Raw genomic sequence first — 13,529 nt, forward strand, 5'->3', positions numbered from 1 at the left:
GGCGATGGTCAGGGCCCGGGTCGTGCCCGCGGCGTTGCCTCCGCGCGCGGCGCGGCTATCCTCGCGAGCGTGAGCGCCTCCCTTCTCCTCCCCCGCCGCCCCTCGTCTCGCCGCCTCCTCGCGGGCGCCGCGCTGCTCGCGCTCGCCGCGCCCGCCGGCGCCGCCGAACCCGATGCCGCGCGCTGGCGCCGCCACGCCGACGCGGCGACGATCACGCGCGACGACTGGGGCATCCCGCACGTCCACGGCCGCAGCGATGCCGACGCGGTGTTCGCCTTGAGCTATGCCCAGGCCGAGGACGATCTCGCCCGCGTCGAGGCCAATTACCTCACCGCGCTCGGCCGCAGCGCCGAGGCTCTGGGCGAGGAGGCGCTCTGGGCCGATCTGCGCCAGCGGCTGTTCGTCGACGAGGCCGAGCTGCGCGCCGCTCACGCCGCCTGCCCGCCGTGGCTGCGCGCGCTGACCCAGGCCTGGGCCGACGGGCTCAACTTCTATCTCGCCACCCATCCCCGGGCGAGGCCGCGCGTGCTCACCCGCTACGAGCCGTGGATGGCGCTGAGCTTCACCGAGGGCAGCATCGGCGGCGACGTCGAGCGGATCCCGCTGAGCGCGTTGCGCAGCTTCTACGACCGGCCGACTCCGCCCACGCCGGAGGAGCGCGGCGTGGTGCCGCGCGAGCCGTCGGGCTCCAACGGTATCGCGATCGCGCCGCGGCTCACCCGCGACGGCCACGCGCTGCTGCTGATCAACCCGCACACCAGCTTCTACTTCCGCTCCGAGGCGCAGCTGACGAGCGACACCGGGCTGAACGTCTACGGCGCGAGCACCTGGGGGCAGTTCTTCGTCTACCAGGGCTTCAACGCGCACGCCGGGTGGATGCACACCTCGTCGACCGTGGACAACGTCGACGAGTTCGCCGAGCGGGTCGAGCGACGCGGCGCCGGCTGGGCCTATCGCTACGGCGCGGCCTGGCGACCGGTCAGGGCGCGCGCGGTGACGCTGCGCTACCGCCGCGCCGACGGCACGATGGGGCAGCGGCGCTTCACGACGTGGCAGACGCACCACGGACCGGTCACCGCGGCGCGCGACGGCCGCTGGATCGCGACCGCCTTGATGTGGCGCCCACGCGCCGCGCTCGAGCAGAGCTGGCTGCGCACCCGCGCGACCGACCTCCCCGCTTACCTCGAGGTGGCCGAGCGGAAGGCCAACTCGTCCAACGACACGATCTTCGCCGACGACAGGGGCGAGATCGCCTTCCTCCTGCCGCAGTTCATGCCGCGCCGCGACGACCGGTTCGACTACACCCGCCCGGTCGACGGCAGCGACCCGCGCACCGACTGGCACGGGCTGCACGCGCTCGACACGCTGCCGAGCGTCCTCAGCCCGCGCACCGGCTGGGTCCACAACACCAACGACTGGCCGTGGAGCGCCGCGGGTACCGACAGCCCGCGCGCGGCCGATTACCCGCGCTACATGGACCAGACCGGCGGCAACGCGCGTGGCGAGCACGCCGACCTGCTGCTGCAGGGCAAGAGCGGCTGGACCGCGGAGACGCTCCGCGCCGCGGCCTACGATCCCTACCTTCCCGCGTTCGCGCGACTGCTGCCGCCGCTCGTCGCGGCGTGGCGCGCGCTGCCCGTCACCGACCCGCGCCGTGCCGCGCTGGCCGAGCCGGTCGCCGAGCTGGCGCGCTGGGACCATCGCTGGGGCGCCGACTCGGTGGCGACCAGCCTCGCGGTGTTCTGGGGCGACGAGCTGTGGCGCGAGGTCGGCGACGCGGCGCAGGCCGAGCGGGTCAACGTGCCCGACTATATCGCCACCCGGGTCACCGCACCCGACAAGCTCGCCGCGCTGGAGGCGGCGGTGGCGCGGCTCACGCGCGACTTCGGCACGTGGCGGACCCGCTGGGGCGCGATCAACCGGTACCAGCGGCTCGACGACTCGATCGCGCCGCACTTCGACGACACGCGCGCCTCGCTGCCGGTGCCCTTCACCTCGGCGCAATGGGGCAGCCTCGCCTCCTTCGGCGCGAGACGCTGGCCCGACACGCGGCGCTATTACGGGACGAGCGGCAACAGCTTCGTCGCGGTGGTCGAGTTCGGGGAGCGGGTGCGTGCCAGCGCGGTGATGGCGGGCGGGCAGAGCGGCGACCCGGGGTCGCGCCACTTCGCCGATCAGGTGGGACGCTATGCCAGCGGCGCGCTGCGGCCGATCTATTTCTACCCCGACGAGCTCGCCGGCCATGTCGAGCGGCGCTACCGGCCCGGGGAGTGAGCGCCCGCGCCTAGCGGCCTCCCCTCTCCCTGCCGTCATCCGCGTGAGTGAAGGCTGCGCTCAGGCGACAAGCCCGCCCTACGCCTTCACCTCCAAGCGCGGCACCAGCAGGTGCACCAGCAGCAGCGCCAGCAGATAGGCGCTGCCCGCCCAGACGAAGACCGGCAGATAGCTCCCCACCCGCTCCAGCACCTCGCCGACGTAGCGCGCCATGATCATGCCGCCGACCGCGCCCGCGGCGCCGCCGATCCCCATCACCGAGGCGACCGAGCGCGACGGGAAGGTGTCCGACACCATCGTGTAGAGGTTGCTCGACCAGCCCTGGTGCGCCGCCGCCGCCACGCCGATGATCGCCACCGCCGCCCACAGGCTGGATACCGTGGTGGCGAAGAAGATCGGCAGCACCAGGATCGCGCTCGCCAGCAGCGCCAGCTTGCGCCCGGCGTTGACGCTATAGCCGCGCTTGATCAGCCACGACGAGAGCCAGCCGCCGCCGATGCTGCCGACGTCCGCGAGCAGGTAGACCGCGATCAGCGGCGGGCCGAAGGTCTTGAGGTCGAGCCCGTGGCGCTTGGCGAAGAAGTCGGGCAGCCAGAACAGGAACAGGTACCAGACCGGGTCGGTGAGGAACTTGGCGACGACGAAGGCCCAGGTGCTGCGGTGGCGGAACAGCGACGCCCAGGAGGGGCGCGGCGCCGTCGCGTTGCGCTCGTCGGCGTGCTGGTCCGAGGTGATATAGGCGAGCTCCTCGGGCGTGACGCGCGGGTGCTGCGCGGGCGCGCGATAGAAAGCGAGCCACGCCGCCAGCCAGGCGAAACCCAGCAGCCCGGTGATGATGAAGGCGGCCTGCCAGCCGTAATTCAGCGCGATGACCGGCACGACGATCGGCGTCGCGATCGCGCCGACGTTGGCGCCGGCGTTGAGGATGCCCGCGGCGAGCGCGCGCTCCCTCTTCGGGAACCACTCGGCGACCGACTTGATCGCGGCGGGAAAGTTGGCGGACTCGCCCAGCCCGAGCGCGAAACGCGCCAGCGCGAAGCCGCTCGGGCTGCGCACCAGCGCGTGGAACAGCGCGGCGAGGCTCCATATCGTGATCGCGACGGCATAGCCGATCTTCGAGCCGACCCGATCGATCACCACGCCGGACGCGAGCAGGCCGATCGCGTAGGCCGCCTGGAACCAGGAGACGATCATGCCATAGTCGACCTCGCTCCAGCCGAGCTCGGTCTGCAGCGTGGGCTTCAGGATGCCGATGATCTGGCGGTCGATATAGTTGATCGTGGTGGCGAAGAAGAGCAACGCGCAGATCGTCCAGCGCACGCGCCCGCGCGGCCTGACCGCCGGCGGACTCACCTCAGCTGCTGCCCTCACTCGACCCTCCCGCGGCGGCGCGTGCCGCCCTCTCGTTTCAACCTTCGCGCAGTCTCGTGTCGAGGGCCGCGCGGTCTTCCGCGTCGGCCTGCCAGTGATCGGCGAACAGCCCGCGCTCGCCGAAGAGCGCGGCGACGATCCCGCTCTCGCCGACGTCGCGCCACAGCGCCGCGAGCCGCTCCGCCATGGGGTCGTTGACCGGCGCGCCGTCGCCCCGCACGTGGCGCAGCCACGCTGCCAGCGCGGTCAGCGTCGCGGGGCAGCGCCGGCCCTCCGCGGCGTTGGCGCGCAGGGTCGCGAGCCAGCGCTGCGGGATCTTCTGCGAGCCGTCCATCGCGATCTGGATCAGCGCGTGCGGCAGCGCCGGATTGGCGAAGCGCGCGAGCAGGGCGTCGGCGTAGGCGCCCAGGTCCTGCCCCGGCGCGGCGGTGAGGCTGGCGGCGGCCTCGTCGCGCATCAGCCGCTCGACCGTGGCGCGGACCGCCGCGTCGGCCACCGCCTGGTGGACGAACTGGTGCCCGCGCTCGAGTCCCAGATAGGCGAGCGCCGAGTGCGCCCCGTTGAGCATCCGCAGCTTGGCAAACTCATAGGGAGCGACGTCGGCGACCAGCTGCGCGCCGGCGAGCTCCCAGCGCGGGCGGCGCGTCGCGAACCGGTCCTCGATCACCCATTGCATGAACGGCTCGGTCGTTACCGCGGCGGCGTCGTGCAGCCCGATCGCGGCGGCGGTGCGCGCCAGGTCGGCGTCGCGCGCGGCGGGGACGATGCGGTCGACCATCGTCGACGGGCAGGCGCATTCCGCGTCGAACCAGCCGCGCAGCCCGGGGTCGGTGCGGTCGAGCCAGGCGCCGAGCGAGGCGGCGAGCGCGGCGCCGTTGTGCGCGAGATTGTCGCAGCTCACCAGCGTCAGCCCGCCCGCGCCGGCGTCGCGACGATCGGCCATCGCGCGCGCCAGATGGTGGTAGATCGTGCCGCCCGCCGCCTCGACCGAGACGACATCGAGCGCGCCGTCGGGGCCGCGGTGATAGCCTTTCTCGGTGACGGTGAGCGTCACGAGCGACGTCGTCGGCGCGGCGAGCACCGCCCGCAGCCGCTCGCCGTCGCGCGGCGCCACCAGCATCTCGCGCAGCGCGCCGACCAGCGCGACCCGCTCGCCCGCGGCGGAGCGCTGCGTCACCGTGTACAGCCCGTCCTGCGGCAGCAGCGCCTCGGCCACCGCGGGCGAGCGCAGCGACACGCCGGTGATCGCGAAATCGCGGTCGCCCGCCGACATGGCCGCGTCGGTGTAGACCGCCTGGTGCGCGCGGTGGAAGGCACCGAGCCCGAGATGGACGATCCCGGTTCGCTGCGCGGCGCGAGCGTAGCCCGGGCGCGCCACGCTCGCGGGGAGCTGATCGACGGTGGCGGGCGACAGCCGCTCGGCGCCGCTCACAGCTTGTACGCCTGGCGCACGAGGCCGACGGTGAGGTCGCGCGCCAGCTCGGCCGCCTCCCCCTCCTCGAGCCGATGCTCGGCGACGAGCCGCGCGAGATAATGACAGTCGATCCGTCGCGCGACGTCGTGCCGCGCCGGGATCGAGAGGAAGGCGCGCGTGTCGTCGTTGAAGCCGACGGTATTGTAGAAGCCCGCGGTCTCGGTGGTCATCTCGCGATAGCGCAGCATGCCCTCGGGCGAATCGTGGAACCACCACGCCGGCCCCAGCCGCAGGCAGGGGTAATGGCCCGCGAGCGGCGCCAGCTCGCGCGCGTAGGTGGTCTCGTCGAGCGTGAAGAGGATCAGCGTGAAGCGCGGGTCATTGCCGACCGCGTCGAGCAGCGGCCTGAGCGCTTCCACGAAGTCGATCCGCAGCGGGATGTCCGCGCCCTTGTCGCGGCCGTGGCTCTCGAACAGCGCACGGTTGTGATTGCGGTACGAGCCCGGGTGAAGCTGCATCACCATCCCGTCCTCGACGCTCATCTTCGCCATCTCGGTGAGCATCTGCGCGCGGAACAGCTCGGCGTCCGCCGCGTCCCAGCCACCGCTCGCAATGCGGCCGAACAGCGCCTCGGCCTCGCCGGCGGAGAGGTTGGCGGTGCGCGCGGTCGGGTGGCCGTGGTCGGTCGCGGTGGCACCCGCGGCGCGGAAGTCGGCGCGGCGCCGGCGGTGCGCCGCGAGATAGCCCCGCCAGCTCCACACGTCCTCGCCGGTCAGCTCGGCGAAGCGCGCCATCGCGGCCTGGAACTGCTCGTGCTCGACGTCGATCACGCCGTCGGGGCGATAGGTCGTGACGACGCGCCCACCCCAGCCCGATTCACGGATGCGGCGGTGTGAGTCGAGCGGGTCGTCGGCGCCCTCGGTGGTGGCGAGGAACTCGATCCCGAACCGGTCGAACAGCGCGCGCGCGCGGAAGGCGGGTGTCGCCAGCTGCTCGTTGATCCGGTCGTAATAGAGGTCGGCGGTGGCCGCTTCCAGCGCGAGGTCGAAGCCGAACAGCTCGGCGAAGACATGGTCGAGCCACAGCCGCGACGGCGTGCCGCGGAACAGCTTATAATGCTCGGCGAAGACGCGCCACGCCGCGCGCGGGTCGGTCGCGGGGGTGCCGGCGCGCGACGGTATGGCGAGATCGTCGAGCGCCACGCCCTGCGAGTAGAGCATGCGGAAGACGTAATGATCGGGCGCGAGCAGCAGCTCGGTCGCGTTCTGCCAGCGCGAGTCCTCGGCGAACCAGCGCGGGTCGGTGTGGCCGTGGGGGCTGACGATCGGCAGGCCGCCGATCTCGGCGTAGAGCGCGCGCGCGATGCCGCGCTGGGTCGGGTCGCTCGGGAACAGCCGGTCGGGGTGGAGGCGGAGCGGGCGCGTCATGCCAGCGCCTCCGCGCGCGCGCCCGCGGTGGCGTGGGCGACGCCGCGCTCGACGCCGCGCAGCTCGGCCAGCCCCCGCATCCGGCCGAGCAGCGAGTAGCCGGGGTTGGTCACGCGCGAGAGGTCGTCGAGCATCTGGTGCCCGTGATCGGGGCGCATCGGGATCGAGCGCCCCTCGCGCTGCTGGAGCCGGTGGACCGCGGCGACGATCGCGGTCATGCCGGCGTCGCCCTCGAGATGCGCCGCCTCGTGGAACGTTCCCCCGCGGGCATCGCCGCCCTCGCGCTGGACCGAGCGGAGGTGGAGGAAACCGATCCGCTCGCCGAGCCGCTCGACCATGCCGGGCAGGTCGTTGTCCGCGCGCGCGCCGAACGAGCCGGCGCAGAAGCACAGGCCGTTGGCGCGGCTCGGCACGCGCGCGAACAGGTCGGCGACGTCGGCCTCGGTGCTCACCACGCGCGGCAGGCCGAACAGAGCGAAGGGGGGGTCGTCGGGGTGGACCACCAGGTGCAGCCCCAGCTCCTCCGCCATCGGGCAGACCGCCTCGAGGAAGGCGACGTGGTTGGCGTGGAGCGCGACGGCATCGACTCCATCATAGGTGGCGAGCGCGGCGCGGAAGTCCTCGATCGAGAAGCTCTCCTCGCTGCCGGGCAGCCCGGCGATGATGTTGCGCTCCAGCTGGCGGCGCGCGTCGGCGTCCATCGCGGCGAAGCGGCGCTCGGCGCGCTCGATCACGTCGGCGGCATAGTCGCGCTCGGCGCCGGCGCGGCGCAGCAGGAAGAGGTCGAAGGCCGCCGCCGCCTCATGCTCGTAGCGGAGCGCGCGCGCGCCGTCGGGCAGTTCCCAGCCGAGATCGGTGCGGGTCCAATCCAGCACCGGCATGAAATTATAGGTGACGACGCGGATACCCGCGGCGGCGAGATGGCGCAGGCTCGCGCGATAGGCGTCGACCAGCTCGTCCCAGCGCGGTCCCCGCGTCTTGATCTCCTCGTGGATCGGCAGGCTCTCGACCACGGTCCAGCCCAGCCCCGCCGCGGCGATCATCGCGCGTCGCTCGGCGATCGCCGCCGCGCTCCAGACCGCGCCGTTGGGCACCTCGTGGAGCGCGGTGACCACCTCGGTGGCGCCGGCCTGGCGGATGTCGCGCAGCGCGACCGGGTCGGACGGGCCGAACCAGCGCATCGTCTGCGTCATCCATCGCATCCGCCCGTCCTCTCGCGCCATCCGCCCGCCCTCGCTATCGCCTCGAAACATCCGCGGCTCAGAACACGAAATTGACCGCCAGCGCAAAGGTGCGGCCGAAATAGGCGGTGTAAAGCGGGTCCTTGCGCACGGTGTCCACGGTGAGGCGGTTGGTCTCGTTGGTGATGTTCTGCACCTCGGCGATCAGCTTCACGTTCTCGGTCAGGTTGTACGAGGCCGAGGCGTCGACGAAGATCGAGCTGGCGTTCGAGGTGGAGTCGGCGTCGACGGAGCCGCTCGGCACCGCGGTGAGGAACGAGGCGCGATAGTTCACCGTCGAGCGGATGCTGAAGCGGCTGTCCTCATAATAGAGCGTGCCGCTCGCGGTCTCGGGCGACAGGCCGACCAGCGGCGCGGTGCGCGAGAGCGTCGGCGAGATGATGTAGTTGATGTTCGAGCGCACGCGCGTGAAATTGCCCAGCGCGCCGAAGTTCTTGAGGACGCCGGGCAGGAAGGTGAAGGGCAGCTGCACGTTCACCTCGAAGCCGCGCAGCGGCCCGCCCGGCGTGTTGTTGCTGCGCTGGACGGTGAACTGGTCGCCCGGGCGCAGCTGCGTGCCGTTGAGCAGCGACAGCGGCAGGCCGATGTCCTGGAAGGCGACGCTGGTGCTGGTCGTCTGGATGTAGGTCTCGATGTTCTTGTAGAAATAGGCCACCGACAGCAGCGAGCCCGGGCGGAAATACCATTCCAGTGCCGCGTCGAAGGTGTTGGCGCGGATCGGATCCAGGAACGGGTTGCTGAACGAGGCGGTCTGGATCACCAGGTTCGCCGAGCCCGAGGGGATCAGCTGGCCGTACGCGGGGCGCGACATCACCCGCGCCGCCGAGAGGCGCGCGATGAGGTCGGGCGTGACGTCCAGCGCCAGGTTCATCGACGGCAGCCAGTCCTCGTAGGAGCGGCTCACCTCGGAGATCACGTAGCGCGACGGATAGGCCGATCCCGCCGGCGCGGCGGTGGTGATCGGGCCATAGGTGTCGAGGCTGGTGTGGACGTAGCGCACGCCCGCGTCGCCGCGCAGCGTCACCGGCAGGATGTCCTGCGTGTCGAACTTCACCATGGCGTAGCCCGACTTGTACTTCTCGTCGACGCCGCCGTAGGTGCCCTTGGCGCACTCGATGCTGCAATAGACGTAGCTGTCGAGCCCGACGGCGTCGCGGAACTTGTCCGGGTCGACCGAGACGAAGTCCTGCAGCTGGCCGTCGAGATTCTTGCCGATGCCGGTCGTGGTGAAGGTGATGTCGGCGAGCGACACGCCGGTCGGCAGCGCCAGCGGGTTGTTGGTGGCGAGCTGCCGCTCGCGCGCGGTATATTTGTTGGTGCGATACTGGCCGCCGAACTGGACGGTGAAGCCCTGCGCGGGCTTCCAGTCGCCGTTGAGCTCGAAGGTCTTGCTGACGATCGTGTTGCGGCGGATGAAGTTGCTGAGCTGGCCGCGCTGGTCGCCGTTGGCGAGCGGCGGGCCGTACTGGAACAGCGTCGGATCGGTGGTGTCGATGCCGTAGCCGATCTTGGGGATGTCGGGATTGTCGCGGAAATCGATTGACCAGTCGCGCGTGTCGTTCGAGTCGATCGCCACCTGCAACCGGTTCACGTCGAGCCGCGACTCGTTGATGCCGGCGAGGCCGAAGACGCGGAAGCTGTCCGAGAAGCGGTGGTCGAAGTTGAGGTTGGCCTGCTTATACTCGGAGGTGAAGCGCTCGCTCTGCATCTCTGAGCGCAGGTCGACGCCGTCGAACAGGCCGTGGACCAGCGAGCCGTTGTCGTTGACCTCGATCTCGCGCACCGAGGTGAGCGGCTGGCCGTTGTTCGAGATCGCGCGACCGAAGGAGCGCGCGTCGAAATAGGTGTCGAGCCGGTCGACCTTGAAGCGCGAGTAGAGCCCGTCGAGCGAGATGTCGGTGTTGTCGCTCGGCTTCCACTGGAAGGTCAGCGAGCCCGCGATACGCTGCTGATCCTGGCTGCTGCGCACCGGGCGCGGCAGGCGCGGCAGGTAGACGCCGCCGCCCGGCCGCCCGTTCACACCGGTGCGGCTCATGATGTAATCATAGGCCGCCTGGGTGCCGGTACGCGGGTTGTTGGTGCTGCAATTGTTGGCGTCCGAGCCGATCGCGGCCCCGCTCGGCTGGGTATAGCCGACCCCTGGGCTGGTCACCGCGCCGCCCTTATAGGTGTAGCCGACGGGGGTGCAGAAGGGGAAGATCACGCCCGCGTTGGCGCTGCCATTGGGCTGGGCCAGGCCGTAGACCGTGGTCGGCACGACGTCGACCGCCGAATAGGCATATTCGTCGATGCGGCGCTTCGAATAGGCCACGCTGGCCAGCACGCCGAACGTGTCGCCGAACTGCTTCGAGACCAGCGCGGAGAGGCGCGGGTCGACGTCCTTCTTGATGTCGTTGTAGATCCCGCGCGCGGTGCCCGAGAAGACGAACGACTTCTTCTGGTCGAACGGCTTGGGCGCGCGCAGGTCGACCGTGGCGCCCAGCGAGCCCTCCTCCACGTCCGCGGAGGTCGTCTTGCGCACCGACAGCGCCGAGAAGATCTCGGTCGGGAAGGTGACGAAATCGAACGAGCGGCCGGTGGCGACACCGCCGCGGATGTCGCTGCCGCTGACCTGCGACACGCCCTCCATGCCGTTGATGCGGACGCGCGTGAACTGCGCGCCGAGGCCGCGCACCGAGATGTTGCGCCCCTCGCCGCCGTCGCCGCGCGACAGCGCCACGCCGGGGATGCGCTGCATCGACTCGGCCAGGTTAGAATCGGGGAACTTGCCGATGTCCTCGGCGACGATGCTGTCGACCGCGGCGGTCTCGGCGCGCTTCTGGTTGAGCGCGCTGTTGAGCGAGGCGCGGAAGCCGGTGACGACGATGTCGTTGATCTGCGCCTCGCCGCCTTCCTGCACCGGCGACTGCGCGCCCTGCGCGTCGGTCGCGGGCGGCGCGGCGGGGGCGCCCGCGGAGACGACGTCGCCGGTGGCGGAGGGCGGCGGCTGGTCCTGCGGCGCGGTCTGTGCCGCTGCAGTGGTCGCGATCAGCGCGGCGAGCGCGCTCGACGACGCGAACAGAGCGCATTTGTGGCGACGATAGATGCCCACATCCCCTCTCCCATAACGCGCACGCTCGTCTACGGCTCGCTGTGCGCCGGTGGCACCGTCGCCGTCTGTGCGGCATACGGTTCGATAAGGGAGAGCTAACAGCTGCAAAGCTGCCTGGCAACTGGCCTGACCAGATTGTAGGAAACAATCCTCCCCGCTCGCGGGGGGGGGGACCATGCGCAGCACGGTGGAGGGGACTTCCGCAGACGAGACGGCTCGCCGGTGGAGAGCCCGCTCCACCACCGGCTTCGCCGGCGCCCCCCCCCCGTGCCGGGGAGGAGTGAAGTCGTCTCACACCGTCCGGCGTGCCAGTGCGCGACGGCGCTGGTCGGTCTCCTTGCGCGCGCGCTCCACCGCCTCGGTCTCGGTGACGTCGAGCAGATAGTCGATCACGCGGCTGAGATGGTCGCGCATCGCGTTGCGCGCGTCGACCGGCGAGCGCGCCTCCAGCGCGGCGAGGATGCGGCCGTGCTCCGCCAGCCGGCTCTCGGTGCCGAGGCTGCCCGCCTTCAGGAGCACCTCGCGCGCCAGCGGCGAGCGGAAGCGCATGTCCCAGAAATCGGTCACCGCCGAGATGATCACCGCGTTGCCGGTCGCCTCGGCGATGGCAATGTGGAAGCGGCGGTCGGCGTCCTCGGCGACGTCGTCGCGCGCCATGTCGCCGAGCAGCGCGCGCAGTTCGGCGAGCTGCTCGGCGTCGATCTCGGTCGCGGCCACCGCCGCCACCTCGCCCTCGAGCAGGCGTCGCGCCTCGGTGATCTCGAACGCGCCGATGTCGAGCTCCTGCTCGACGTGCGGGGTCGCGGCGGCGAGCACGAACACGCCCGAACCTTTGCGCGCCTCCACCAGCCCCTGCATCTCCAGCGCGATCATCGCCTCGCGGATCGTCGGCCGACTCACCCCGAACCGCTCGGTGAGATCGCGCTCCGCGGGCAGTCGCGCGCCGACCGGATAGACGCCCGCGGCGATGTCGGCGACGATCGACTGTACGATCCTGCGGTACAATTTGCCGCCATGCTCGGCCACGCGCGTCAGCTCCTCAGCATCGCGACGCGCCCGTTCCGTCGCCCCCGGCTCGCGCTTGTTCCTCCTCTCCCCTGCCCCTCCCGTCAAGCCTTGTCAGCCTGTTATCGCGTGAAAATGCCTGACAACACCCTTGCATGTGGCCCGACCACGATCTACGCCAATGTCGCGAGAGCGTCTCGACGATCGCCTATGATGGGCCTGGATCGAGCGCCCGCGGCATGGATGAGGGGAGAGATGGTGGTTCGCACACTCGCACTGCTGGCGTTGGCCGCACTGCCATCGAGCACCCTCCCCCTCGCCGCCGCGGCGCAGGCGCGCGACGCCGCCGCGCCGTGGCGCGACCTCATGCCCAAGCCCGGTCTCGCCGGATGGCACCGCACCGGCGGCAACGCCACCTATGAGGTCGTCGGCGACGAGTTGGTCGGGCGCGCGGTAGTCGGCAAGGGCAACAGCTGGCTCGTCTCGGACCAGCTGTACGGCGACTTCATCATCGAGTTCGACGCCAAGACCGACCCGGCGCTCAACTCGGGGATGATGATCCGCGGCCAGAGCCGCCCCGACTACCGCAACGGCGTGGTGTTCGGCTATCAGGCCGAGATCGACCCCTCGTCGCGCGCTTGGAGCGCGGGGCTGTACGACGAGCAGCGCCGCCAGTGGCTCTACACGCTCGGCCGCAACGAGGCGGCGCGCAAGGCCTTCCGCTCCGGCGACTGGAACCACTATCGAGTCGAGGCGATCGGCGACCGCCTGCGCACCTTCATCAACGGCGTGCCCGCCGCGGACATCGTCGACGACACCGACGCGCGCGGCTTCCTCGCCTTCCAGGTCCACGCGTTGCCCGACGCGGTCGCCGCGAAGGGCCCCGAGGTGCGCTTCAAGGGCCCGCGCATCATCACGCAGGACCCGAGGCGCTATGCCATGCCCGAGACGCGGCTCGAGCAGCAGGGCTGGCAGTCGAACGCGCTCACCGCGGCCGAGCGCCGCGCCGGCTGGACGCTGCTGTGGGACGGGCGCTCCGCCAAGGGCTGGCGCGCGGCCAAGGGCGGCGGCTTCCCCTCGCACGGCTGGAGCATGGCCAACGGCGTGCTGACGGTGGAGAAGAGCGCGAGCGAGGCGGCGCGCGGCGGCGACATCGCCACCGCGGCGACCTATCGCGACTTCGAGCTGTCGGTCGATTTCCGCCTCTCCGAGGGCGCGAACAGCGGGATCAAATATCTGCTGCCGCCGGGGCCGAACGGCGGCGTGTCGAGCGTCGGCTTCGAGTATCAGCTGCTCGACGACGCGCGCCATCCCGACGCCAAGATGGGCCGCGACGGCAACCGGACGCTCGCCTCGCTCTACGACCTGATCCCGGCGCGTAATCTCTCGGACCCGGACAGCCCGGGCAAGCGCGCCAACCCGCCGGGCGAGTGGAACCGCGCGACGATCCTGGTGCGCGGCAACCATGTCGAGCATTGGCTCAACGGCTTCAAGGTGGTGGAGTATGAGCGCGGCTCGGCCGAGCTGAAGGCGCTGATCGCGCAGAGTAAGTTCGCGCAGATCGCGGGCTTCGGCGAGACCGCCGACGGCGCCATCCTGCTGCAGGACCACGGCGACAAGGTCGATTTCCGCTCGATCAAGCTGCGCACGTTCTAATGGTGGCGGAGCGCCTGCCAGGCGGTGCCCCGGCGAAGGCCGGGGCCCAG

Annotated in this window: 8 protein-coding genes; 2 read left to right on the forward strand and 6 right to left on the reverse strand. The window is 71.2% G+C overall.

Annotation, left to right across the window (positions count from 1 at the left end):
* Nucleotides 1-69 precede the first annotated feature (69 nt).
* The gene (locus KZ813_RS08285) at nt 70-2,274 is read left to right on the forward strand and encodes a penicillin acylase family protein (RefSeq protein WP_308461825.1); all 2,205 of its coding nucleotides are present in this window, start codon (nt 70-72) and stop codon (nt 2,272-2,274) included.
* Between the two features lie 78 nt (nt 2,275-2,352).
* Here the strand turns inward: KZ813_RS08285 and KZ813_RS08290 are convergent, their stop codons facing one another.
* The 6 genes from KZ813_RS08290 to KZ813_RS08315 form a co-directional block, all read right to left on the reverse strand.
* Complete coding sequence (locus KZ813_RS08290; RefSeq protein WP_308461826.1) at nt 2,353-3,645, reverse strand: MFS transporter; 1,293 nt, start codon at nt 3,643-3,645, stop codon at nt 2,353-2,355.
* 37 nt (nt 3,646-3,682) lie between these two features.
* Complete coding sequence (locus tag KZ813_RS08295) at nt 3,683-5,077, reverse strand: mannitol dehydrogenase family protein (protein ID WP_219754492.1); 1,395 nt, start codon at nt 5,075-5,077, stop codon at nt 3,683-3,685.
* On the reverse strand, nt 5,074-6,486 hold the full coding sequence (gene uxaC / locus KZ813_RS08300) for a glucuronate isomerase (RefSeq protein ID WP_219754493.1): 1,413 nt from the start codon (nt 6,484-6,486) through the stop codon (nt 5,074-5,076). Before uxaC ends, KZ813_RS08295 begins: the two co-directional genes overlap by 4 nt.
* Nucleotides 6,483-7,679: a mannonate dehydratase gene (gene uxuA, locus KZ813_RS08305; protein ID WP_219754494.1), complete on the reverse strand. Its 1,197-nt coding sequence runs from the start codon at nt 7,677-7,679 to the stop codon at nt 6,483-6,485. The genes uxaC and uxuA overlap by 4 nt, the downstream gene beginning before the upstream one ends.
* Nucleotides 7,680-7,746: 67 nt before the next feature.
* Nucleotides 7,747-10,818, reverse strand: a complete 3,072-nt coding sequence (locus KZ813_RS08310) for a TonB-dependent receptor (RefSeq protein WP_219754495.1) — start codon at nt 10,816-10,818, stop codon at nt 7,747-7,749.
* 291 nt (nt 10,819-11,109) lie between these two features.
* Complete coding sequence (locus tag KZ813_RS08315) at nt 11,110-11,844, reverse strand: FadR/GntR family transcriptional regulator (protein WP_219754496.1); 735 nt, start codon at nt 11,842-11,844, stop codon at nt 11,110-11,112.
* 234 nt (nt 11,845-12,078) lie between these two features.
* Here KZ813_RS08315 and KZ813_RS08320 point away from each other — a divergent pair, with 234 nt between their 5' ends.
* Nucleotides 12,079-13,479 (forward strand): 3-keto-disaccharide hydrolase, encoded by a 1,401-nt coding sequence (locus KZ813_RS08320; RefSeq protein ID WP_258046544.1) that lies wholly within the window; start codon nt 12,079-12,081, stop codon nt 13,477-13,479.
* Nucleotides 13,480-13,529: the final 50 nt, after the last annotated feature.

Origin of the sequence: Sphingomonas folli (assembly GCF_019429525.1) — a bacterium.
In the GTDB taxonomy this organism is placed as follows: Bacteria; Pseudomonadota; Alphaproteobacteria; order Sphingomonadales; family Sphingomonadaceae; genus Sphingomonas; species Sphingomonas folii.

Excerpts from the sequence above, each read along its gene's own strand:
- uxuA (WP_219754494.1), bottom strand. The coding sequence starts at position 7,679 with ATGACGCAGACGATGCGCTGGTTCGGCCCGTCCGACCCGGTCGCGCTG.
- KZ813_RS08320 (WP_258046544.1), top strand. The coding sequence starts at position 12,079 with ATGGTGGTTCGCACACTCGCACTGCTGGCGTTGGCCGCACTGCCATCG.
- uxaC (WP_219754493.1), bottom strand. The coding sequence starts at position 6,486 with ATGACGCGCCCGCTCCGCCTCCACCCCGACCGGCTGTTCCCGAGCGAC.